This is a genomic window from Phytohabitans sp. LJ34, from assembly GCF_052068095.1.
Lineage (GTDB): Bacteria > Actinomycetota > Actinomycetes > Mycobacteriales > Micromonosporaceae > Phytohabitans.
The window spans coordinates 100,681-121,748 of record NZ_JBQHDG010000019.1; the positions used below are offsets into that span (position 1 = coordinate 100,681).

The window sequence follows — 21,068 nt, forward strand, 5'->3', positions numbered from 1 at the left end:
CCAGTGTCGGGGTAGGGCTTTCAGATCTTGGAGAGTTATGGCTGAAATAGCGCCCTAACTCTCCAAGATCTGGCATCGGACGCGGTTTTACGCCCGCTGTGGCCGTTACTGACGGTGATGGCGCGTCTGTCCGTGAGCAGCGGCATGGACCGCGACGGCATTGCCGATCCCCTCACGCCGATCAAGGAGGAAGCGTGCCGCACCGTGGTGTGCTTCCGCGACCTTGACAATCGCGCGAGGCCGGGGTCGTCCCGGTTGTGAACCGCGGAGGGTGAGGCCGCGGGAGCAGCGGTCTGGGCCACGACGGACGTCGCGGCAGCTCAAAGGGTCTTGGTCTTTAGAGGGCGTACTCGATGTTGACGATGCGGTGGTCGGTGATCTCGGCCGCCGGCGCCCACGCCTCGTAGACGCCGCGCTCGTAGCACTGGGCGCCGAGCGCCGCCACGTTGTCGGGGTCGGGGCGGCACAGGCGTAGCCGGGTCCAGCCCGACTCCTGCCGGAGCACCAGGCAATCGGCACCGCGCCAGCGGGCGTAGGCCGCGCGGCGGGCCAGGGCCTCCACCGGGTAGCGCGCGGCCCGGGTCATCGCCAGCACCCGGAACTCGCCGGGCGGGTCGGCCACCGCCTCGTACTCCTGGCCGCGGTAGCGCCCCACCAGGCGGGTGGACTTGGTCTTTTCGTCGCTCGGCACGTACTCCTGCTCGGGCGCGATGTCGGGCACGCTGTGGAGCAGGTGGCGCCACTGCGGGCCGACCATGCGCAGCCAGCCTCGCTGCTCCGGCTGATACGTGTACAGCGCGACCTCGGTGCCATCCGGCGTATACGCCAGCAGCGTGGCATTGGACGGCAGCGGCAGGTCGGCGAAGTCGGTGGTGACGAACTCGGGGATCACGAACCGCCCACTCGGTGTGAACCCGGTGCCCAGCACCGGCGCGCCCATGCGGTCGTGCGAGGGCATGCCGGCCAGGCCGCCCTGATTGTCGCCGAGGGGGATCTCGAAGTCATACGGGTCGACGGCCCGCCACCGGATCGCGAACACCACGTCCGGGTCGTCACGCGCGGACTCGCTGTCGGTGCGCAGCAGCGCCAGATTGGCCGGCGTACGCAGGTGGGCGACGTCGTGCTCGCGGTAGCAGAACCCGTGCGGCAGCCACCCCCGCAGGTAACCGGAGAGCTGGCGGGCCGAGAGCACCTTGAACATGCGGGTGCCGCGGCGGATCGCGGCCGTGCGCCGGATGCCGCTGACGGTCGGGTCGTGCGCGAACGCCGGAGACTGGCTGAGCGCGTGGATGTCGTGCCACCCGCGGGCCCTATTGAGCGGGACCATGAGCGGCGCCTCAAGCCCCTCGGGCGCGGCCGCGCGCACGCCGTCGACCGAGGTCACCTCGGTGACGTGCACGAACCTGTGCCACGGGTAGGCGGCGCCGGGACGAGGGTTGCGCTCGAAGCCGTCGGCCGGGTCGCTGCTGAACAGCTCGTAGGCCGCGCCGTGCGCCAGCTCCTCGGCCGTGTAGATCACGCCCTCGTATGTGACGTGCAAACCCGCGCCCGCCATGTGCGGCTGTGTGGGCGAAGGGGTCACTGTCACCCCGCCGACAATAGGCCGCAGCCCGTGCCGGTGGGTGAACGCAGGGTTACGCCTACCTGTGACACCCGGCACGACACGCCCGTGGGATGCTGGGCGCGATGAGGAGTTCGCGACGCCAGCGCCAAGGGGAGTTTCCGCCGCCACCGGAGCCACTGGCGGTCCCCGTGATCGACAGCCACACCCACCTGGACATCACCGTGGCCGAGGAGGGTGCGCCGGGTGGCGTGGCCGAGCTCGTCGGGCTCGCCGCGGCGGCGGGTGTCGACCGGCTGGTGCAGGTGGGCGTCGACGTGGACTCGTCGCGCTGGGGTGTCGAGGTCGCCGACCAGCACCCGGCGATCGTCGCGACCGTGGCGCTGCACCCCAACGAGGCGCCACGCCTGAGTGATCTCGACGAAGCGTTGCGCGTGATCGAAGACCTGGCCGGCCACGAGCGCGTACGCGGTGTCGGCGAGACCGGCATGGACACGTTTCGCACCGGTGACGAGGGGCGGGCCGCGCAGGAGGCGAGCTTTCGGGCGCACATCGCGATCGCCAAGCGGCACGGCAAGGCGCTGGTGATCCACGACCGCGACGCGCACGCCGACATACTCCGCGTCCTGGACGACGAGGGCGCCCCGGAGGCGGTGGTGCTGCACTGCTTCTCCGGCGACGCCGACTTCGCCGCCGAGTGCGTGCGCCGCGGGTACGTGCTGAGCTTCGCCGGCACGGTCACGTTCGCCAGCGCGGTGGCCCTGCGCGACGCGGCCCGGGTCACGCCGATCAAGCAGATGCTCGTCGAAACCGACGCGCCCTACCTGACGCCGATGCCGTTCCGGGGCCGGCCGAACGCCTCGTACCTGATCCCGCTCACCGTCCGCCACCTGGCCGACGCGACCGGGGCCGACCTCGACGAGCTCTGCGCCGCGATCTCCGCGACCGGCGACCGCGTCTTCGGGCCGTGGTAGCCGACCTGCTCGGCCCGGCGGAGATCCGGGCGCTCGCCGCGCGGCTGGGGGTCGCGCCCACCAAGCGCCTCGGGCAAAACTTCGTGCACGACCCCAACACGGTGCGCCGCATCGTGACCGCCGCCGCCCTCGACTCCGATGACGTGGTGGTCGAGGTGGGGCCCGGTCTCGGCTCGCTCACCCTCGGCCTGCTGCCCGCCGCCCGCCACGTCCACGCGGTGGAGATCGACCCGGTGTTGGCCGGCGCGCTCGCCGAGACCGCCGGCCACCCCGCCAACCTCACCGTGCACCACGCCGACGCGCTGCGGATCACCGCGGCCGACCTCCACCCGGCGCCGACCGCGCTGGTCGCCAACCTGCCGTACAACGTGGCCGTCCCCGTGGTCCTCCACCTGCTCGCCGAGCTGCCCACCCTGCGGCACGGGCTGGTCATGGTGCAGAAGGAGGTCGCCGACCGGCTCGTGGCCGGGCCCGGCTCGAAGGTCTACGGCGTGCCGTCGGTCAAGCTCGCCTGGTACGCGGGCGCCCGCAACGCCGGCCGGGTGCCGCCGAGCGTCTTCTGGCCCGTACCCAACGTCGACTCCGGGCTCGTCGCCTTCACCAAGCGTGAGCAGCCGGCCGCCCCGCGCGAGCGGGTGTTCGCGGTCGTCGATGCCGCATTCGCCCAGCGGCGCAAGACCCTCCGGGCCGCGCTGGCCGGCTGGGCGGGCGGCCCCGACCGCGCGGCGGCCGTGCTGGAGGCGGCCGGCGTCGATCCGGGCGCGCGCGGCGAGTCGCTGACGGTGGACGAGTTCGTCGCCATAGCGCTTGCCGCGCCCGTACCGAGCCGGGCCGCCGAGTAGTCTGACGGACGTGCGAGCGCGAGTGCAGGACATCGCTCCGTGACCGAGGCTTGGCGGCCGGACGAGGAGCTGGACCGGCCGCGCCTCGCGGCGTCCGGGCCGGTGAAGGTGCGCGTCCCCGCGAAGATCAACCTGCACCTCGGCGTCGGGCCCGCGCGGCCGGACGGATACCACGAGCTCAGCACCGTCTACCACGCGATCTCGCTGTACGACGAGCTGACCGCACGCCGCGGCGACACGCTTACGCTCACCATGGAAGGTGAGGGGGCCGGCGAGCTGGCCCTCGACGAGAGCAACCTGGTGATCCGCGCGGCCCGCGCCCTCGCCGCCCACGCCAAGGTGCCCGCACACGCCCGCCTCCACCTGCGCAAGCAGATCCCGCTCGCGGCCGGCCTCGCCGGTGGCAGCGCCGACGCGGCCGCCGCGCTCGTCGCCTGCGACGCGCTGTGGGGGCTCGGCCTCTCCCGCGACGAGCTGGCCGCGGTCGCCGCCGGCGTCGGCTCCGACGTGCCCTTCCTCGTATACGGGGGCACCGCCCTCGGCACCGGCCGGGGCGAAGCGGTCAGCCCGGTGCTCGCCCGGCCCAGCTCGTGGCACTGGGTGATCGCGATCGCCGACGGCGGCCTCTCCACACCAGACGTCTACCGCGAGCTCGACCGCCTGCGGGAGGCCGGGCAGGCGCCGCGCCTCCCCGGCCACGCCAGCAACCCGCTGCTCGGCAGCGCCGACCAGCTGCTCGCCGCCCTGCGGCAGCGCGACCCGGCCGTGCTCGGCGCGGCGCTCGACAACGACCTCCAGGCCGCCGCCCTCTCCCTGCGGCCCGGCCTCGCCGACGTGCTCAAGGCCGGCCACGCCGCCGGCGCGCTCGCCGGCCTCGTCTCCGGCTCCGGTCCCACCTGCGTGTTCCTCGCCGCCGACGGCCAGCACGCCACCCAGATCGCCGAAGACCTGACCGCGGCCGAGGTGTGCCGCGCAGCCCGCACCGCGCACGGCCCGGTCGCCGGAGCCCGCGTCGTCTGATGGCCAACATCGTCAACCTGGACCGGGTGTCCAAGGGGTACGGCGCGGCCGGCCCCCTGCTCACCGACGTCTCCCTCGGGCTCGACGACGCCGACCGGGTAGGCGTCGTAGGCCTCAACGGCGCCGGCAAGTCGACGCTGCTGCGGCTGCTCACCAAGATCGAAGAGCCGGACGCGGGCCGGGTCACCCACCGCCGCGACCTGCGCGTGGCGTGGCTGCCACAGTCGCTCGACCTGGCCGCCGACGCCACCGTCCACGACGTCGTGATCGGCACCGCCTGGCTCGGTGAAGGGTTCGCGGCCGAGCACGAGTGGGCCGGCGACGCGGGCGTCCGTTCCATCCTGGACGGTCTGGGCATGCCCCACCTCGGCCTCGACCAGCCCGTCGGGCCGATGTCCGGCGGCGAGCGGCGGCGCGTCGCGCTGGCCGCGCTGCTGGTCCGCGCCGCCGACCTGCTGATCCTCGACGAGCCCACCAACCACCTCGACGTGGCCGGCGTCGACTGGCTGGCCAACCACCTCACCGGCCGCCGCGGCGCGCTCGTGGTCGTCACCCACGACCGGTGGTTCCTCGACGCGGTCTGCACCGCCACCTGGGAGGTCGCCGACCAGGCCGTGCGCGCGTACGAGGGCGGCTTCGCGGCCTGGACCCTCACCCGCGCCGAGCGCGAACGGGTCGCCGCCGCCACCGAGGCCCGCCGGCAAAACCTCCTCCGCAAAGAGATCGCCTGGCTCCGCCGCGGGCCGCCGGCCCGCACGTCCAAGCCACGCTTCCGGATCGAGGCGGCAAACGCGCTCATCGCCGACGTGCCACCGCCGCGCGACACCGTCTCCCTGCGCAGGCTCGCCACCGCACGGCTCGGCAAGCAGGTGTACGACCTGGCCGACGTCACCCTCCACGCCGGACCCAAGAAGATCCTCGACCAGGTCACGTGGCAGGTCGGGCCGGGCGACCGCATCGCCATCCTGGGCGCCAACGGGGCCGGCAAGACCACGCTCCTGCGGCTGCTCGCGCAGCGGCTCGCACCGACCGAGGGCACGCTGCGGGTGGGCGCCACGGTGCGCACCGCGTTCCTTTCCCAGGAGCTGGCCGAGCTGCCCGGCCACCTGCGCCTGCTGGAGGCGGTCGAAGAGGTCGCCAAGCGGGTCAAGCTCGGCGACCGCGAGCTGTCGGCCGCACAGCTCGCCGAGGTGTTCGGGTTCACCGACCGTCGCGTGTGGACACCCGTGTCCGACCTCTCCGGCGGCGAGCGGCGGCGACTCCAGATGCTCCGCCTCCTCGCCGGCGAGCCCAACGTGCTCCTGCTCGACGAGCCCACCAACGACCTCGACACCGACACCCTCGCCTCGCTCGAAGACCTGCTCGACAGCTGGCCCGGCACGCTGGTGGTGGCCAGCCACGACCGCTACCTGGTCGAGCGGGTCACCGACACGGTGTACGCGCTGATGGGCGACGGCCAGCTCCGCCACCTCGTCGGCGGCGTCGAGGAGTACCTGGCGTCCGTCACCCAGGAGGCCACGCCGCCAGCACGGGCGGAACGAGGACCCCGGCCGTCCGCAGGTGACACGCGCGCCGCCCGCAAGGAGCTGGCCCGGCTGGAGCGCACCGTCGCCAAGCTCGAACAGCGGGAAGCGGCGCTGCACGACGAGATGGCCCGCCACGCCACCGACTACGCCCGGATCGCCGAGCTCGACGCGCAGCTCAAGGCCGCACAGGCGGAGCGCGCCGAGACGGAAGAGGCCTGGCTCGCGCTCGCCGACCAGGTGCCAGATCACTGATCGTGGGGCTGCCCGAGGCCGGATGAGACCGATGGTCCAGAATCACGGGCCATGGCGAGCCACTTTCCCGTGAACCACCCGCTGCGCCCCACCTACCGGGCGCTCGGCGGGCTGGCCGGCCTCTATCTGATCGTCTTCGGCGTCCTCGGGCTGATCGAAACGAGCGGCGACGAGTTCTTCGCCCAGAACGACGCCGAGGCCCTCTGGCAGGGCACCAACCTCGGCCACTCGGTCATCTCGATCGCCGTCGGGCTGATCATCCTGATCGGCGTTGCCGTCGGCCGCAACATCGACGTGGCGATCCACAAGGCGGCCGGGTACGGACTCGGCGGGCTCAGCCTCGCCGGCCTCGCCGTGATGCGCACCGACGCCAACTACCTCAACTTCACGATGCCCACCGTCATCGTCACGATGGTGCTGGCGCTCGTGCTGCTGCTCGCCGGCATGTACGGCAAGCTCGGCACCGACGAGCAGGCCCGGGCATCGCGCGACGCCAGGCTCCTGCTCGAGTAGCCGTTTGCGGCTGCGGAGAGGCCGCCACCGGGTGACAATCCTGGTATGGCGCACATCCCGGTCAATCATCCAATGCGACCGCTGTACCGCACGCTCTCCGGCCTGATCGGCCTGTACATCCTGGTCTTCGGCATCATCGGCCTGATCCAGACCGCGGGTGACCCGCTCTTCGACCGGGGCGACGTGTGGGTGCTCGGCCTGCGCACCAACCTGGCCTTCGCCATCCTGTCGGTCGTCTACGGCGCCGTGCTGCTCGCCGCCGCGGTCATCGGCGGCAACGTCGAACACATGGTCAACCTCGGTGCCGGCCTGGTGTTCATCCTGGTCGGGCTGACCATGATGACGCTGATGGAGACCGACGCCAACATCCTCAACTTCTCGATGGTCAACAGCATCGTGTCGTTCATCTTCGGGCTGCTGGTGCTCACCGCCGGCCTGTACGACAAGGTCGGCTCGTCCGAAGACGTCGAAGCCGAGGAGGCCTACCGGCGCAACGCCGCACCCGCCACTACTTCGCCCGCCGAGTGAGGAGCGCCGGCTTCGCCTCCAGGTGCGACAGGCCGTTCCACGCGAGGTTGACCAGGTGCGCCGCCACCGTGTCCTTACGCGGCTTGCGCACCTCCAGCCACCAGCGGCCGGTCAGCGCCACCATGCCCACCAGCGCCTGCGAGTAGAGCTCGGCCAGCTTCGGGTCGTACCCGCGCGTCTTGAACTCGGCGCCCAGGATGTGCTCCACCTGGTGCGCGATGTCGTTGAGCACACTGCTGAAATTGCCACCGGACGACAACAGCGGCGACTCGCGCACCAGCACCCGAAAGCCGTCGGTCTCCGACTCGATGTAGTCGAGCAGCGCCAGCGCCGCCTGCTCCAGCAGCTCGCGGGGATGGCCGGCGGTCAGCGCGTTGGTGATCCGGTCGAGCAGCGAACGGACCTCGCGGTCGACCACCACCGCGTAGAGGCCCTCCTTGCCGCCGAAGTGCTCGTACACGACGGGTTTGGAGACCTTCGCGCGCGACGCGACCTCCTCGATGGAGGTCGCGTCGAACCCGCGCTCCGCGAAAAGCTCGCGTCCGATCGAGATGAGCTGCTCGCGGCGCTGCGCCGCGGGCATCCGCACCCGGCTGCCGGTCTTGGCCGGCGCCACCCCGTTGGTGCTCGGGCTGTCAGTCACGAGGTCGGTTTTACCAGCTTCGCCGCGATGCGCTCCGGCTTCGGCCAGCGGACGTCATACGCCGCGCCGAGCTTCTCGAAGATCCAGATGGCGCGCGCCGAGATGTCGATCTGGCCGCGCAGCACGCCGTGGCGGGCGCACGTCGGGTCGGCGTGGTGCAGGTTGTGCCAGCTCTCGCCGAACGACAGGATCGCCAGCGGCCAGAAGTTGGCCGCCTTGTCACCCTGGCGCACCTCGAAGGGGCGCTCACCGTAGACGTGGCAGATCGAGTTGATCGACCAGGTGATGTGGTGGAGCAGGCCGACGCGCACGAGACCGGCCCAGAAGAACGCGGTCAGCGCGCCCTGCCACGACCAGGTCACCAGCCCGCCCGCGACCGCCGGTGCGAGCATCGAGATCGTCACCAGCAGGGGAAACAGCCGGTCGACCTTGTTGATGTCCTTGTCGGCCACCAGGTCCGGCGCGAAGCGGTCACGGTTGGACAGCTCGCGGTGGAAGAGCCAACCCATGTGGGCGAACCACAGACCCTTGGTCAGCGCCCAGAAGCCCGTGCCGAAGCGCCACGGCGAGTGCGGGTCACCCTCCACGTCCGAGAACATGTGGTGCCGGCGGTGATCCGCCACCCACTGCGTGATGTTGCCCTCGACCGCGAACGAGCCGGCCACGGCCAGCGACACCCGCAGCCACCGCTTCGCCTTGAACGACCCGTGGGTGAAGTAGCGGTGGAAGCCCACGGTGATGCCGAGGCCGGAGACCGAGTACAGCACGAGGAAGATCGCGACGTCGGTCCAGCCGAGCCAGCCGCCCCATGCGATCGGCACGGCGGCGAAGACGGCGAGGAACGGGAGCACCACGAAGGCCCAGAGGCCGATCAGGATGCCGGTGGACTGCTTGCCGTCGGTGAGCGGCTTCGGATTCTTGACGGTGGTGTCGTCGAGGGTGGCTGTGGACATGTCACCTCGCTGCGCTGAAGTGGGGCTTTGGGCGTCCGGGGGTTCAAAGCTACGCCTACGTCACCGTAACTTACGCAACCGTAGTCTGACAGTGGTCTACCCCTTTTCCTTCCTGTGAATCCTCTGGAGCCGGACCCAATCGCACGTTGACGTGGCATAGCGATTTACACGCCGAGCGACGCTGACCCCACCGCCCGCACACGTCTCCTAGCGTGCCCGTCATGACGCATCCCCTGGCCGCCGAAGCGCGGCGCCTACGCACCGAAGAAGCACTCTCGTCCCGCCAGATCCGCGAGCGGCTCGGCATCGGCAAAGAGCTGCTCCAAGATCTACTCCGCGGCGTTCCGCCGCCCGAGTGGACCCGCCGGCCGAACGCCAAAGACGAGTTGCGCGCCCGAGCGATCGAGCTGCGCGGCCAAGGCATGTCGGTCAACGCCATCGCCGACGAGCTCGAGGTGTCGAAGTCGACCGCCTACCTGTGGGTCCGGCACATCCCCTACGACAAGGATCCTGAGGCGGAGCGTGCCCGGCGGCGCGCCCACTCCAAGGTCATGACCGACGCCCGATGGGGCGAGTACCGGGTCGCTCGCGACGAGCTGGAGGCCGACATCCGGGACAAGGCGGCCAAGTGGGTCGGCCGGCTGAAGGACCGCGAGCTGTTGATCGCCGGCGCGGTCGCGTACTGGTGTGAGGGTTCCAAGAGCAAACCCTGGCGTGAGCAGCATGAATTGAACTTCACCAACAGCGATCCCGGACTGGTCGAGATCTTCCTCCGATTCGTCGAGATGCTTGGCGTCGAGCGCCGGCAGCTTACGTACCGGGTACACATCCACGAGTCCGCCGACGCGCTCGCCGCGTGTCGTTGGTGGGCGGATCGCATCGGCGTCGCGGTAGGCGACATGAAGCGCCCCACGCTCAAGCGGCACAAGCCATCCACAAATCGGCGCAACCAGGGCGACGACTACCATGGCTGCCTCGTGATCAATGTGCCTCGTAGCCGACAGCTCTACGTCCACGTCGGAGGTCTGATGGCCGGCGTGTTCGCGGCGTTGTCGGCGGAGTAAGGTTCTCCTTGCGATCTGACGACGAGGTCCGTTAGGTCCGATTTGGTCGGGCGTGGTGTAATTGGCAGCACTGCGGCCTTTGGTGCCGTATGTTCAGGTTCGAGTCCTGGCGCCCGAGCTAGCCCTGGAATGTCCGGATCGTAACGCCCGCCCCTTCCGGTAGGGCCGGCAGGGTGCGCGACTACCATGAGGCCGCAACCCACAGCCACCCCTGAGGGAGCTACCTCGTGACGTCCTCCCAGTCCCGTACCGTCGTCGTCCTTGCCGCCGGTGAGGGTAAGCGGATGAAGTCGGCGCTCCCGAAGGTGCTGCACCCGCTGCTCGGTCGCACCCTCGTCGGACACGTGCTGGCTGCCGCCGCCGGTCTTGAGGCACAGCGCACGCTCGTCGTCGTCGGTCACGGTGCCGAGGAGGTCAAGGCGCACCTCGCCGACGTGGCCCCCGCCGCCGAGCCGGTGTTGCAGGCCGTGCAGCACGGCACGGGCCACGCGGTGCGTATCGCGCTGGAGGCCGCGGGCGACGCCGGCGGCACGGTGGTCGTGCTCAACGGCGACGTGCCGCTGCTGCGTCAGGAGACGGTGCGCGAGCTCGTCGAGGCGCACGAGGCGGCGGGCCTGGCCGCGACCGTGCTGGCCGCCGAGGTGGCCGACCCGACCGGCCTGGGACGCATCGTGCGTGACGAGTCCGGCCGCCTGGAGCGGATCGTCGAGGAGCGCGACGCGACCGCCGAGCAACGCGCCGTTCGCGAGATCAACGCGGGCATCTACGCGTTCGACGGCGCTCTGCTGCGTGAGGCGTTGAGCAAGCTGTCGACCGACAACGAGCAGGGCGAGGAGTACCTGACGGACGTCTTCGGTCTGCTCGCGACCGACGGCCAGGCGGTGGGCGTTCACGTGGCGTCGGAGGTCACGGAGACGCTCGGCTGCAACGACCGCGCGGAGCTTGCGGCGCTGCGGGCGCTGCTGCGTGACCGGGTCAACAGGGCGTGGATGCGGGCTGGTGTGACGATCCTCGACCCGGCGACGACGTGGGTTGACGTGACCGTGACGCTGGAGCGTGACGTGGTCGTCGACCAAAACACCCAGCTGCGCGGCGCCACCTCGGTCGCGGCGGGCGCGGTGGTGGGCCCGGACACGACGCTGATCGACACGACGGTTGGGGCGGGCGCGTCGGTCGTCCGCGTGCACTCGGTCGGCGCGGAGGTGGGTCCGGAGGTTGGTGTCGGGCCGTACGCGTACCTGCGTCCGGGTACGAGGCTGGCCCGCAAGTCCAAGGTGGGCACGTTCGTCGAGGTGAAGAACTCCGAGATCGGCGAGGGCACGAAGGTGCCGCATTTGTCGTACGTGGGTGACGCGACGATCGGCGAGCAGACCAACATCGGTGCGGCGTCGGTGTTCGCCAACTACGACGGCACCCGTAAGAACCGCACGGTGATCGGCAGCCACGTGAAGGGTGGTGTCGACACGATGTACGTGGCGCCGGTCGAGGTGGGCGACGGCGCGTACACGGGCGCCGGCACGGTGGTCCGCGAGGATGTGCCGCCGGGTGCGCTGGCGGTGTCGGGTGGCCCGCAGCGTACGTTCGAGGGGTGGACGGAGCGTAAGCGCCCGGGCACCCCGGCCGCGGAGGCGGCGAGAAAAGCGCGAAGTGAGACAACGCACGGCGGGGGCGATGCCGGGCAGGATGGGTTGACCTCGGGAGATACTGCAACCGAGTGACTCGTTAGCCCCACCGACCCACGGGAGCGGATTGCCGATGGGCAGCATCGTCGCGGAAAACCGCAAGAGCCTGATGCTCTTCTCAGGCCGCGGTTTTCCGGAGCTTGCCGACGAGATCGGTGCGGCTTTGGGCGTCGCACCGACACCCACCGATGCGTACGACTTCGCGAACGGCGAGATTTTCGTGCGCTACAAGGAGTCCGTGCGCGGCTCGGACGCGTTCGTGGTGCAGTCGATCGGTCAGGGTGTCAACAAGTGGGTCATGGAGACCTTGATCATGGTCGACGCGCTGAAGCGGGGCTCGGCCAAGCGCATCACGGTGGTGCTGCCGTTCTACCCGTACTCGCGGCAGGACAAGAAGCACCGCGGGCGGGAGCCGATCTCCGCGCGGCTGGTGGCCGATCTGCTCAAGACGGCGGGTGCCAACCGGATCCTCACGGTCGACCTGCACACCGCGCAGATCCAGGGTTTCTTCGACGGGCCGGTCGACCACTTGTTCGCGATGGACACGCTGGCCGGCTATGTGGAGCGCAAGTACGCCGGCCGGCCGCTGTCGGTGGTGGCGCCGGACTCGGGTCGGGTGCGGGTGGCCGAGCGGTGGACCGACCGGTTGGGCGGGTGCCCGCTGGCGTTCATCCACAAGACGCGCGATCCGATGAAGCCCAATCAGGTGGTCGCCAACCGTGTGGTGGGTGAGGTCGAGGGGCGGGTCTGCCTGATCGTCGACGACATGATCGATACGGGTGGCACGATCACGCGGGCGGCCGACATCCTGTACGACTCGGGTGCCGCCGACGTGGTGGTGGCGTCGACGCACGCGCTGCTTTCCGACCCGGCGACGGAGAAGCTCAAGAACAGCAGGATCAGCGAGCTGGTTGTGACGAATACGCTGGCGCTGCCGGCGGAGAAGCACCTTGACAAGATCACCGTGCTGTCGATCGCGCCGTTGCTGGCTCGCGCGATCCGTGAGGTTTTCGATGACGGTTCCGTTACGACCCTGTTTGGCGGATTGAGCTAGAGGGAGCCACCCCGGCGGATCACGGCGTCCGGCTCCGCTAGACTGGAGCGGTTGCCACGGCGAGGGTGTCCTGCGGGCTGCTGCTGACACAGCGCATTCCGCGGCGCACCGTGATCGACGCGGTGCTCCGGGCCCTGCCCCGCGCGCCCCTCGCCCGGCACCGCCGCCGACCTCATGCAGCAAAGACGAAACATCAGGAGTACTCCCGTGTCCGAGGTAAAGATCAGCGCCGAGCCCCGCACCGAGTTCGGCAAGGGCGGTGCCCGTCGCACCCGTCGGGCCGGCAAGGTGCCCGCCGTCCTTTACGGCCATGGCGAGAAGCCGGTGCACATCGCGCTTCCCGCTCGTGAGTTCGCCGCCGCGATCCGCCACGGCGGTCTCAACCAGGTCTTCGCGATCGACGTCGTCGGAGGCAGCACCACGCTGGCCCTGGCGAAGGCGATCCAGCGTGACCCGATCAAGGACACCTTCGAGCACGTCGACCTGCTGATCGTCAAGCGTGGCGAAAAGGTGACCGTCGACGTTCCGGTGCAGCTGATCGGTGAGGCGGCCCGGGGCACCCTGGTCGTGACCGAGAGCAACACGCTTTCGATCGTCGCTGAGGCGCTGCACCTGCCCGACCACCTGGAGGTCTCGATCGAGGGTCTCGAGGGTGGCTCGCGGGTGACCGCCGCCGACGTCACGCTGCCGCGTGGCTCCGAGCTGGCCGCCGACCCCGAGACGGTCATCGCCGTGGTCTCCGTGGCGCCGAGCGCCGAGGAGCTGGAGGGCGAGACCGCCGAGGTGGCGGAGGAAGCCGCTCCGGAGGGCGCCACCGACGAGCAGCCGGCCGAGGCCGCCGCGTCGGCCTGATTCGACAGGCGATGAAAGGGGGCCCGGCGGGCCCCCTTTTGCGTAAAGGGCAGCGTGATGGACGAGACCTATCTCGTGGTCGGGCTCGGCAACCCTGGCCGGGAGTACACGGGCAACCGGCACAACGCCGGCTTCTTGGTGGCCGACTTGCTCGGCGCGCGGATCGGCGCGCGTTTCGGCCGGCACAAGCGTGCGGTGGCCGAGGTCGCGGAGGGGCGGCTGGTGCCGGGTGGGCCGCGGGTGGTGCTGGCGAAGCCGTTGACGTACATGAACCTGTCCGGCGGGCCGGTGGCGGCGCTGTCCCAGTTCTACAAGATCCCCATCGGCAACATCATCGCCGTGCACGACGAGCTCGATCTCGGGTACGGGACGGTGCGCGCGAAGATCGGCGGCGGCGAGGGCGGCCACAACGGGCTGCGGTCGATGTCGAAGTCCTTGGGCAGCAAGGATTACGTGCGGGTGCGGTTCGGCATCGGGCGGCCACCGGGGCGGCAGGATCCGGCCGATTTTGTGCTGTCCGACTTCAACGCGGCCGAGCGCAAGGAGCTCGAGTTCCTTGTCGATCGGGCGGCTGACGTCGTCGAGACGGTTGTCACCCGCGGTGTGGAAGTTGCGCAGAACGCCTATAACGGGGCGTGACGCCCAGACCGGTCAACCCGTTGGTCACGACAGACGCGATCATCGGGGGGCACGGTGCGGCAGCTGTGGGATGTCGAAGACGACCTTGATCTCTTCCCGACGCCGCTGCCGGTCCGCCCGTCGCGGCGGTCGCCGGGCCGCCACGTCGCCCTGTCCCGGCGCGCCGCCTGGGAGTCGCGGTACGTGCGGCGGCTGCTCCTCGGCGACCTGCTCGTCGGCGTGGCCGCGGGCGCGCTGGCGTTCGAGGTGCGTTTCGGCCAGACGGTGACCTCGTACAACCGGGTGTACCTGCTGCTCTCCCTGCTGCTGCCGGCGCTGCTGGTCGGCGTGCTCGCGCTGCACCGCACGTACGAGGGCCGGTTTCTCTACGTGGGCACCGACGAGTACCAGCGGGTCATCCGCGCCGGCCTCAGCCTGATCGCGGCGGCCGCGATCGTGTCGTACGCCCTCGACCTGCCCACCGCCCGCTTCTACGTGCTGGTGGCGCTGCCGGTCGCGACGGCGAGCGCCCTGGCGGTGCGCTTCGCGGCCCGCAAGCACCTGCACCGGGCCCGCGAGCGGGGCGAGTGCCTGCGCCGCGTGATCGTCGTGGGGCACGAGTTGGCGGTCGTGCACATCACCCGGCAGCTGCGCCGCGAGCGGTACCACGGCTTGGAGGTCGTCGGCGCGTGCCTGCCCGCGGGCGGTGACGGAAACGTGGGGCTGCCGGTGTACGGCACGTTCGACGACGCGGCCGACGCGGTCGACGCGGCCGCCGCCGACACGGTGATCGTGCTTTCCTGCCCGGAGCTGGACGGGGACGCGCTGCGCCGGCTCGCGTGGCGGCTGGAACGCGACGAGGTCGACCTGATCGTGGCGAGCGCGCTCGTCGACGTGGCCGGTGACCGCACCACGATCCGCCCCGTCGACGGGCTGCCGATGCTGCACGTCGAGCATCCGCGGCTGGAGGGCGGCGCCCGGGTGGTCAAGGAGGTCGTCGACCGGGTGGGCGCCGCGGTGCTACTCGCGTTGCTGTCGCCGCTGTTACTGACTCTCGCCGTCCGGATCCGTCGAGACTCACCTGGGCCGGTATTCTTCCGTCAGGTCAGGGTGGGCCGGGACGGGCAGCCGTTCGTGATGTACAAGTTCCGCAGCATGCACCTCGACGCGGAGGCGCGGCTGGCGGAGATCCGGCACCTCAACGAGCACGACGGCGTGCTCTTCAAGGTGCGAGACGACCCGCGGGTGACGCCCGTCGGTCGGTGGTTGCGCCGGCTCTCGCTCGACGAGCTGCCGCAGCTGTTCAATGTGCTACGCGGCCAGATGTCGTTGGTGGGCCCGCGCCCACCGCTGCCGGAGGAGGTGGCGGCCTACGCGGACGACGTCCGGCGCCGGCTCGCGGTCAAGCCCGGCATGACCGGGTTGTGGCAGGTTTCCGGTCGGTCGGACCTGCCGTGGGAGGAGGCGGTCCGGTTGGACCTGCGGTACGTGGAGAACTGGTCCCTGTCGTTCGACCTGGTCATCATGGCGCGCACCGTGTCCGCCGTGGCCCGGTCCGCGGGAGCGTACTGATGGCGCCCCCGGTGGTCGACGGCGCGTTCGCCCGGTGGCTCGCCGCCCGCGCCGGTGAGCTGCTGCTCGAGGTGCGGGCCGAGCGCGGGCACCAGGACTCGGCCGCGCTCAAGGCGGCCGGCGACAAGCTGTCGCACGACCTGATCCGCACCGAGCTGGCGCGGTGGCGTCCGGCCGACGCGGTGCTGTCCGAGGAAGACGACCACGCCCGCAAGGCGTGGGTCGAGGGTGACGGCCCGCGGCCGCCCGCCCGCCTCGAGGCCGACCGCGTGTGGATCATCGATCCGCTCGACGGCACCCGCGAGTTCGCCGAGGAGGGCCGGGCCGACTGGGCGGTGCACGTCGCGCTCTGGTCCCGCCACGCGACCGGCCAGCTGCGGCTCGCGGCCGGTGCGGTGGCGCTGCCGGCGCAGCACCGGGTGCTGGCCACGGACTACCCGCCGGCGTATCCACCGATGACGGCCAGCGGTGGCCCCGCGCGCCTGGCGGCGAGCCGCAGCCGGCCGCCGGCGTTCCTCACCGCGGTCGCGGAGGAGGTGCGCGCCGAGCTCGTGCCGATGGGCTCCGCCGGCGCCAAGATCGCGGCAGTCATCAGCGGCGAGGTCGACGGGTACGTGCACGCGGGCGGCCAGTACGAGTGGGACTCCGCCGCGCCGGTCGCTGTGGCGGCGGCCACCGGGCTGCACGCTTCCCGGATCGACGGGTCCGCGCTGAAATACAATCAGGCCGATCCCCGGCTGCCGGATCTCCTGGTCTGCCGGAAGGATCTCGCCCCCAAGCTGCTGGCGGCGCTGCGGCGGCAGCTGAAGGTAGAGTGATCCGGGGTTAACCGATCGGAAAGGTCTGGAAGAGTGAGCCAGACGCAGACTTACCGGGTTTCGCACCTGGCCGCTCTCGAAGCCGAGAGCATCTTCATCATGCGCGAGGTCGTCGCCGAGCTGGAGCGGCCGGTGCTGCTCTTCTCCGGCGGCAAAGACTCGATCGTGATGCTGCGCCTGGCGGAAAAGGCCTTCGCGCCGGCCCGCATCCCGTTCCCGGTGATGCACGTCGACACCGGTCACAACTTCCCCGAGGTCCTCACCTACCGCGACTCCCGGGTGGAGGAGCTGGGGCTGCACCTTGTCGTCGCGAGCGTGCCCGAGGCGCTGGAGGCGGGCCTGGTGCGCGAGTCGGCCGACGGCATGCGTAACCGCATCCAGACCCCCGTGCTGCTCGCGGCCGTGGAAAAGTACCGGTTCGACGCGCTCTTCGGCGGCGCCCGCCGCGACGAGGAGAAGGCCCGGGCCAAGGAGCGGGTGTTCAGCTTCCGCGACGACTTCGGCCAGTGGGATCCGAAAAACCAGCGCCCCGAGCTGTGGTCGCTCTACAACGGGCGCCACCACGCGGGCGAGTCGATCCGCGTCTTCCCGCTCTCCAACTGGACCGAGCTCGACGTGTGGCACTACATCGCCGCCGAGGGCCTCGCGCTGCCGGAGATCTACTACGCGCACGAGCGCGAGGTCGTCGAGCGCGACGGCATGCTGTACGCGGTAAACGAGTTCCTCGCGGCCCGCGCCGGCGAGACCCCGTTCGTCGAGACGGTGCGCTACCGCACGGTCGGCGACGCGTCGTGCACCGCGGCCGTCCGTTCCGTCGCCGACACCGTGGAGAAGGTGATCGAGGAGGTCGCCGCCACCCGCATCACCGAGCGCGGCGCCACCCGCGGCGACGACCGGGTCAGCGAGGCGGCGATGGAAGACCGCAAGCGGGAGGGCTACTTCTGATGACCGCCTCCGTCCTGGAGACCCGCGCGATGGACCTGCTCCGCTTCGCCACCGCCGGGAGTGTCGACGACGGCAAGTCCACCCTGATCGGGCGCCTGCTCTACGACACCAAGTCGCTCTTCACCGACCAGCTGGAGGCCGTCGAGGCGGTCAGCCTGGCCCGCGGCGACGAGTACACCAACCTCGCGCTGCTCACCGACGGCCTGCGCGCCGAGCGGGAGCAGGGCATCACGATCGACGTGGCCTACCGCTACTTCGCCACGCCCCGGCGCAAGTTCATCATCGCGGACACCCCCGGCCACATCCAGTACACGCGCAACATGGTCACCGGCGCCTCCACCGCCGACCTGGCGCTGATCCTGGTCGACGCCCGCAAGGGCCTGGTGGAGCAGTCCCGGCGGCACGCGTTCCTCTGCTCGCTGCTGCGGGTGCCGCACGTGGTCCTGTGCGTCAACAAGATGGACCTCGTCGACTGGTCGCAGGAGGTCTACGAGCGGATCGCGGACGAGTTCACGAGCTTCGCCGCCAAGCTCGAGGCGCCGGATCTCACGGTCATCCCGATCTCCGCCCTGCACGGCGACAACATTGTCAGCCGCTCCGACAAGAGCCCCTGGTACGAGGGCCCGTCGCTGCTGCACCACCTGGAGCACGTGCACATCGCCTCCGACCGCAACCTCGTCGACGTGCGCTTTCCCGTGCAGTACGTGATCCGCCCCCAGTCCACCACCGTCACCGACTACCGCGGCTACGCCGGCCAGGTGGCGTCGGGCGTGCTCAAGCCGGGCGACGAGGTGATGGTGCTGCCCTCCGGCTTCACGAGCCGGATCGCCGCGATCGACACCGCCGACGGCCCGGTAGCCGAGGCCTACCCGCCGATGTCGGTCACGGTGCGCCTGGAAGACGAGATCGACATCTCCCGCGGCGACATGATCTGCCGCCCGCACAACGCACCCGCGGTCGCGCAGGACATCGAGGCGATGGTCTGCTGGATGGACGAGACCCGCCCGCTGACCGTCGGCGGCAAGTACGCGCTCAAGCACACCACCCGCGCCGCCCGCGCGGTGGTCCGCGGCCTCCAGTACCGGCTCGACGTCAACTCGCTGCACCGTGACGAAAGCGCCACCCAGCTCACGCTCAACGAGATCGGCCGCATCCGCCTGCGCACGACCGTCCCCCTGCTCGCCGACGAGTACCGCCGCAACCGCACCACCGGCGGCTTCATCCTCATCGACGAGACCACCAACAGGACCGTCGCCGCCGGCATGATCATCGAGACCGCTTAGAAGATTTGGGCTACCGCGACGTCCGCGGTGGTCCAGACCGTCGCTCCCGCGGCCTCACCCGTCCGCCGCTGGTCGCGCTCACCCCCAGCTGTGGTTGATCAGGGAGTTTGTGTAGCGGCACGCCGACGGACACGCCCGCCAACTCCCTGATCAACACGCGGGGGACCGGGGCCGGGCGTGGGTGGGGCCAACCGCTACAGGCGGGTGGCGCCGGGGCCGGGGACGGCGACGAAGGGCTCGGGCGGCGTGAAACCCCGGTCGGCGAACGCGGAGGCGACCGTGGCCGCGACCTTGTCTGTCGCGTCGGCGTCGACCAGCGCCAGCACGCAGCCGCCGAAGCCGCCGCCGGTCATGCGGGCGCCGTAGGCGCCGCCGGACAGGGCGCCCTCTACGGCCGTGTCGACCTCGGGGACGGTGATCTCGAAGTCGTCGCGCATGGAGGCGTGTGAGGCGGTCATCAGCGGGCCGATCTCGCGCACCCGGCCCTGGCGCAGCAGCTCCACCGTGTCGAGTACGCGCTGGTCTTCGGTCACCACATGGCGTGCCCGGCGGCGCTGGACGGGGTCGGCCAAGCCCGACACCATCGACAGCGTCGCGTCGCGCAGGGCCTGCACGTCGAGGGCGCGGGCGGCCTCCTCGCAGGTGGCGCGGCGGGCGGCGTACTCGCTGGTGACGTGGCGGTGTGGCGCCTTGGTGTCGACGATCAGCACGGCGAGGCCGGCAGCCGCCACGTCGAACGGGATGTGCTCGACCTCCAGGGACCGGCAGTCGAGAAACAGCGCGTGCCCGGCCCGGCACCGGATCGAGGCGGACTGGTCCATGATGCCGGTGGGTATCCCGGCGTACTCGTTTTCGGCGCGCTGGGCCAGCCGTGGACGCTGGTCGACCGGCAGATCGAGGCCGCCCAGGTCGACGAGCGCGGTGAGCACCGCGGACTCCAGCGCCGCCGACGACGACAGGCCGGCGCCGAGCGGCACGTCCGAGGTGATGGCCATGCGGGCGCCGGGCACCTGGTGGCCGGCCTCGCGCAGCGCCCACACGACGCCCGCGACGTAAGCTCCCCAGCCTGACACGTGCTCGGACAGGTCGAACGTGATCCGCTCGTCGGCCTGCTCCGACCACACCGTCCACTCCGGAGTGTCCACACGGGACGCGGCGACGACCGTGCGCTGGGGCAGCGCGAACGGGAGCACGAAGCCGTCGTTGTAGTCGGTGTGCTCGCCGATCAGGTTGACCCGGCCGGGCGCCGCCCACACGCCGTCGGGCTCGGCCCCGTAGACGGTGAGGAACTGCTTCATGACACGTGCTCGCGGTAGAACGCCCACGCGTCGGAGACCATGTCGTGCAGCGTGGTCCTGGTCGGCGTCCAGCCGAGCTCCTGGCGGGCCAGGTCGGACGAGGCGACGAGCGAGGCCGGGTCGCCGGAGCGGCGGGGCGCGATCTCGACCGGTAGCGGGTGGCCGGTGACCTCGCGGACCACGTCGACCACTTGGCGGTTGGAGAAGCCGCTGCCGCTGCCGAGGTTGTAGATCTTGTGCTCGCTGGGCTTGGCCGACTCGAGCGCGAGCAGGTGGGCGCGGGCCAGGTCTTCGACGTGGATGTAGTCGCGCACGCAGGTGCCGTCGTCGGTGGGGTAGTCGTCGCCGAAGAGTTGGAGCTTGTCGCGCTTGCCGGCGGCGACCTGGAGCGCGATCGGGATGAGGTGGGTCTCCGGGTCGTGCCGCTCGCCGATCGACACACCGGGGCGCAGGTAGGCACCGGCGACGTTGAAGTAGCGCAGCGACACCGCGGCCAGCTCGTGCGCGAACGACTCGGACGTCAGCGCCAGGTCGAACGCCAGCTTGGTCGCCCCGTACGTGCTGGTGGGGTGCTTGACCGCCGACTCGCGGATGGGCAGCTCGGTCGGGTTGCCATACACCGCGGCGGTGGAGGAGAAGACGAACCGCCGCACCCCGGCCGCGCGCACCGCGTCGAGCAGGGCGAGGGAGGCGATGACGTTGTCGTCCCAGTAGAGCTCGGGCTTGGCCATCGACTCGCCGGCGGCGATCAGCCCGGCGAAGTGGAGCACCCCGTCGAACCCGGCCTCCGGCGTGAGCACCTGGGCCGCGTCGTGGATCGACGCCCGCACGAACGTGGCGTCCGGCGCCACCGCGACCGCGTGGCCGGTGCGCAGGTCGTCGAGGACGACCACCTCGTGGCCGGCGTCGAGGAGCATCCGGCTGACGACGCTGCCGACGTATCCGGCGCCGCCGGTGACGAGCAGTTTCACGTGGTGCCCTCTCTCATCGGTCTAAGGTACCGAGGCAAGTATTCCACCAGGTTCGAGCAAAAGTAAACATGTTCGAACAGTGGCCGGGACGCGCATGCG

General features: G+C 70.8%; 20 protein-coding genes and 1 tRNA gene. 16 read left to right on the top strand and 5 right to left on the bottom strand.

What is annotated here, in order from left to right:
• Positions 1-337: 337 nt before the first annotated feature.
• On the bottom strand, positions 338-1,588 hold the full coding sequence (locus ACTMTJ_RS30730; protein WP_441222067.1) for a hypothetical protein: 1,251 nt from the start codon (positions 1,586-1,588) through the stop codon (positions 338-340).
• 86 nt (positions 1,589-1,674) lie between these two features.
• On the opposite strand from ACTMTJ_RS30730, the gene ACTMTJ_RS30735 reads away from it, so the two are divergent.
• The 6 genes from ACTMTJ_RS30735 to ACTMTJ_RS30760 are packed head-to-tail and all read left to right on the top strand — an operon-like array spanning position 1,675 to position 7,216.
• Entirely contained in the window at positions 1,675-2,535 is an 861-nt protein-coding gene (locus ACTMTJ_RS30735) for a TatD family hydrolase (protein ID WP_441222069.1), read from the top strand.
• Entirely contained in the window at positions 2,529-3,377 is an 849-nt protein-coding gene (rsmA, locus tag ACTMTJ_RS30740) for a 16S rRNA (adenine(1518)-N(6)/adenine(1519)-N(6))-dimethyltransferase RsmA (RefSeq protein WP_441222071.1), read from the top strand. Before ACTMTJ_RS30735 ends, rsmA begins: the two co-directional genes overlap by 7 nt.
• Positions 3,378-3,416: 39 nt before the next feature.
• A complete protein-coding gene (locus tag ACTMTJ_RS30745; protein WP_441222072.1) occupies positions 3,417-4,397 on the top strand; it encodes a 4-(cytidine 5'-diphospho)-2-C-methyl-D-erythritol kinase in 981 nt (326 codons plus the stop codon).
• Positions 4,397-6,175 carry an ABC-F family ATP-binding cassette domain-containing protein gene (locus ACTMTJ_RS30750; protein ID WP_441222074.1) on the top strand — a complete coding sequence of 593 codons (1,779 nt, stop codon included), beginning with the start codon at positions 4,397-4,399 and terminating at the stop codon, positions 6,173-6,175. Before ACTMTJ_RS30745 ends, ACTMTJ_RS30750 begins: the two co-directional genes overlap by 1 nt.
• A 51-nt stretch (positions 6,176-6,226) precedes the next feature.
• The gene (locus ACTMTJ_RS30755; protein ID WP_441222076.1) at positions 6,227-6,688 is read left to right on the top strand and encodes a DUF4383 domain-containing protein; all 462 of its coding nucleotides are present in this window, start codon (positions 6,227-6,229) and stop codon (positions 6,686-6,688) included.
• Positions 6,689-6,733: 45 nt separating this feature from the next.
• Positions 6,734-7,216 carry a DUF4383 domain-containing protein gene (locus ACTMTJ_RS30760; protein WP_441222078.1) on the top strand — a complete coding sequence of 161 codons (483 nt, stop codon included), beginning with the start codon at positions 6,734-6,736 and terminating at the stop codon, positions 7,214-7,216.
• Here ACTMTJ_RS30760 and ACTMTJ_RS30765 read toward each other — a convergent pair.
• Both ACTMTJ_RS30765 and ACTMTJ_RS30770 read right to left on the bottom strand, forming a co-directional pair.
• Positions 7,197-7,799, bottom strand: a complete 603-nt coding sequence (locus tag ACTMTJ_RS30765) for a TetR family transcriptional regulator (RefSeq protein WP_441222260.1) — start codon at positions 7,797-7,799, stop codon at positions 7,197-7,199. The two genes, ACTMTJ_RS30760 and ACTMTJ_RS30765, sit on opposite strands and share 20 nt — an antisense overlap.
• 56 nt (positions 7,800-7,855) lie before the next feature.
• Positions 7,856-8,812, bottom strand: a complete 957-nt coding sequence (locus ACTMTJ_RS30770; RefSeq protein WP_441222079.1) for an acyl-CoA desaturase — start codon at positions 8,810-8,812, stop codon at positions 7,856-7,858.
• 221 nt (positions 8,813-9,033) lie between these two features.
• Between ACTMTJ_RS30770 and ACTMTJ_RS30775 the strand changes: the two genes are divergently transcribed.
• The 10 genes from ACTMTJ_RS30775 to ACTMTJ_RS30820 all read left to right on the top strand — a co-directional run bounded on the left by ACTMTJ_RS30775 (position 9,034) and on the right by ACTMTJ_RS30820 (position 18,700).
• Positions 9,034-9,876, top strand: a complete 843-nt coding sequence (locus ACTMTJ_RS30775) for a helix-turn-helix domain-containing protein (RefSeq protein ID WP_441222081.1) — start codon at positions 9,034-9,036, stop codon at positions 9,874-9,876.
• A gap of 46 nt (positions 9,877-9,922) precedes the next feature.
• Positions 9,923-9,994 (top strand) — tRNA-Gln (locus ACTMTJ_RS30780).
• 109 nt (positions 9,995-10,103) lie between these two features.
• A complete protein-coding gene (gene glmU, locus ACTMTJ_RS30785) occupies positions 10,104-11,594 on the top strand; it encodes a bifunctional UDP-N-acetylglucosamine diphosphorylase/glucosamine-1-phosphate N-acetyltransferase GlmU (RefSeq protein ID WP_441222083.1) in 1,491 nt (496 codons plus the stop codon).
• Positions 11,595-11,631: 37 nt separating this feature from the next.
• Complete coding sequence (locus tag ACTMTJ_RS30790; RefSeq protein ID WP_441222085.1) at positions 11,632-12,612, top strand: ribose-phosphate diphosphokinase; 981 nt, start codon at positions 11,632-11,634, stop codon at positions 12,610-12,612.
• A gap of 207 nt (positions 12,613-12,819) precedes the next feature.
• On the top strand, positions 12,820-13,464 hold the full coding sequence (locus ACTMTJ_RS30795; RefSeq protein ID WP_441222087.1) for a 50S ribosomal protein L25/general stress protein Ctc: 645 nt from the start codon (positions 12,820-12,822) through the stop codon (positions 13,462-13,464).
• 57 nt (positions 13,465-13,521) lie between these two features.
• The gene (pth, locus tag ACTMTJ_RS30800; RefSeq protein ID WP_441222089.1) at positions 13,522-14,103 is read left to right on the top strand and encodes an aminoacyl-tRNA hydrolase; all 582 of its coding nucleotides are present in this window, start codon (positions 13,522-13,524) and stop codon (positions 14,101-14,103) included.
• A 54-nt stretch (positions 14,104-14,157) separates the two neighbouring features.
• Positions 14,158-15,654 (top strand): sugar transferase, encoded by a 1,497-nt coding sequence (locus tag ACTMTJ_RS30805; RefSeq protein WP_441222091.1) that lies wholly within the window; start codon positions 14,158-14,160, stop codon positions 15,652-15,654.
• On the top strand, positions 15,654-16,472 hold the full coding sequence (locus tag ACTMTJ_RS30810; protein ID WP_441222093.1) for a 3'(2'),5'-bisphosphate nucleotidase CysQ: 819 nt from the start codon (positions 15,654-15,656) through the stop codon (positions 16,470-16,472). Before ACTMTJ_RS30805 ends, ACTMTJ_RS30810 begins: the two co-directional genes overlap by 1 nt.
• 33 nt (positions 16,473-16,505) lie before the next feature.
• On the top strand, positions 16,506-17,417 hold the full coding sequence (gene cysD / locus ACTMTJ_RS30815; protein ID WP_441222095.1) for a sulfate adenylyltransferase subunit CysD: 912 nt from the start codon (positions 16,506-16,508) through the stop codon (positions 17,415-17,417).
• The gene (locus ACTMTJ_RS30820; RefSeq protein ID WP_441222097.1) at positions 17,417-18,700 is read left to right on the top strand and encodes a sulfate adenylyltransferase subunit 1; all 1,284 of its coding nucleotides are present in this window, start codon (positions 17,417-17,419) and stop codon (positions 18,698-18,700) included. Before cysD ends, ACTMTJ_RS30820 begins: the two co-directional genes overlap by 1 nt.
• Before the next feature lie 194 nt (positions 18,701-18,894).
• Here the strand turns inward: ACTMTJ_RS30820 and galK are convergent, their stop codons facing one another.
• Positions 18,895-19,998 carry a galactokinase gene (galK, locus tag ACTMTJ_RS30825; protein ID WP_441222099.1) on the bottom strand — a complete coding sequence of 368 codons (1,104 nt, stop codon included), beginning with the start codon at positions 19,996-19,998 and terminating at the stop codon, positions 18,895-18,897.
• A complete protein-coding gene (galE, locus tag ACTMTJ_RS30830) occupies positions 19,995-20,969 on the bottom strand; it encodes a UDP-glucose 4-epimerase GalE (RefSeq protein ID WP_441222101.1) in 975 nt (324 codons plus the stop codon). The genes galK and galE overlap by 4 nt, the downstream gene beginning before the upstream one ends.
• Positions 20,970-21,068 lie beyond the last annotated feature (99 nt).

Bases quoted from the DNA above. Each gene is read 5' to 3' on its own strand.
- ACTMTJ_RS30770 (WP_441222079.1), bottom strand. From the start codon at position 8,812: ATGTCCACAGCCACCCTCGACGACACCACCGTCAAGAATCCGAAGCCG.
- ACTMTJ_RS30810 (WP_441222093.1), top strand. From the start codon at position 15,654: ATGGCGCCCCCGGTGGTCGACGGCGCGTTCGCCCGGTGGCTCGCCGCC.
- ACTMTJ_RS30775 (WP_441222081.1), top strand. From the start codon at position 9,034: ATGACGCATCCCCTGGCCGCCGAAGCGCGGCGCCTACGCACCGAAGAA.
- galK (WP_441222099.1), bottom strand. From the start codon at position 19,998: ATGAAGCAGTTCCTCACCGTCTACGGGGCCGAGCCCGACGGCGTGTGG.
- ACTMTJ_RS30755 (WP_441222076.1), top strand. From the start codon at position 6,227: ATGGCGAGCCACTTTCCCGTGAACCACCCGCTGCGCCCCACCTACCGG.
- ACTMTJ_RS30735 (WP_441222069.1), top strand. From the start codon at position 1,675: ATGCTGGGCGCGATGAGGAGTTCGCGACGCCAGCGCCAAGGGGAGTTT.
- ACTMTJ_RS30750 (WP_441222074.1), top strand. From the start codon at position 4,397: ATGGCCAACATCGTCAACCTGGACCGGGTGTCCAAGGGGTACGGCGCG.
- ACTMTJ_RS30760 (WP_441222078.1), top strand. From the start codon at position 6,734: ATGGCGCACATCCCGGTCAATCATCCAATGCGACCGCTGTACCGCACG.
- ACTMTJ_RS30765 (WP_441222260.1), bottom strand. From the start codon at position 7,799: ATGCCCGCGGCGCAGCGCCGCGAGCAGCTCATCTCGATCGGACGCGAG.
- ACTMTJ_RS30790 (WP_441222085.1), top strand. From the start codon at position 11,632: ATGGGCAGCATCGTCGCGGAAAACCGCAAGAGCCTGATGCTCTTCTCA.
- pth (WP_441222089.1), top strand. From the start codon at position 13,522: ATGGACGAGACCTATCTCGTGGTCGGGCTCGGCAACCCTGGCCGGGAG.
- ACTMTJ_RS30820 (WP_441222097.1), top strand. From the start codon at position 17,417: ATGACCGCCTCCGTCCTGGAGACCCGCGCGATGGACCTGCTCCGCTTC.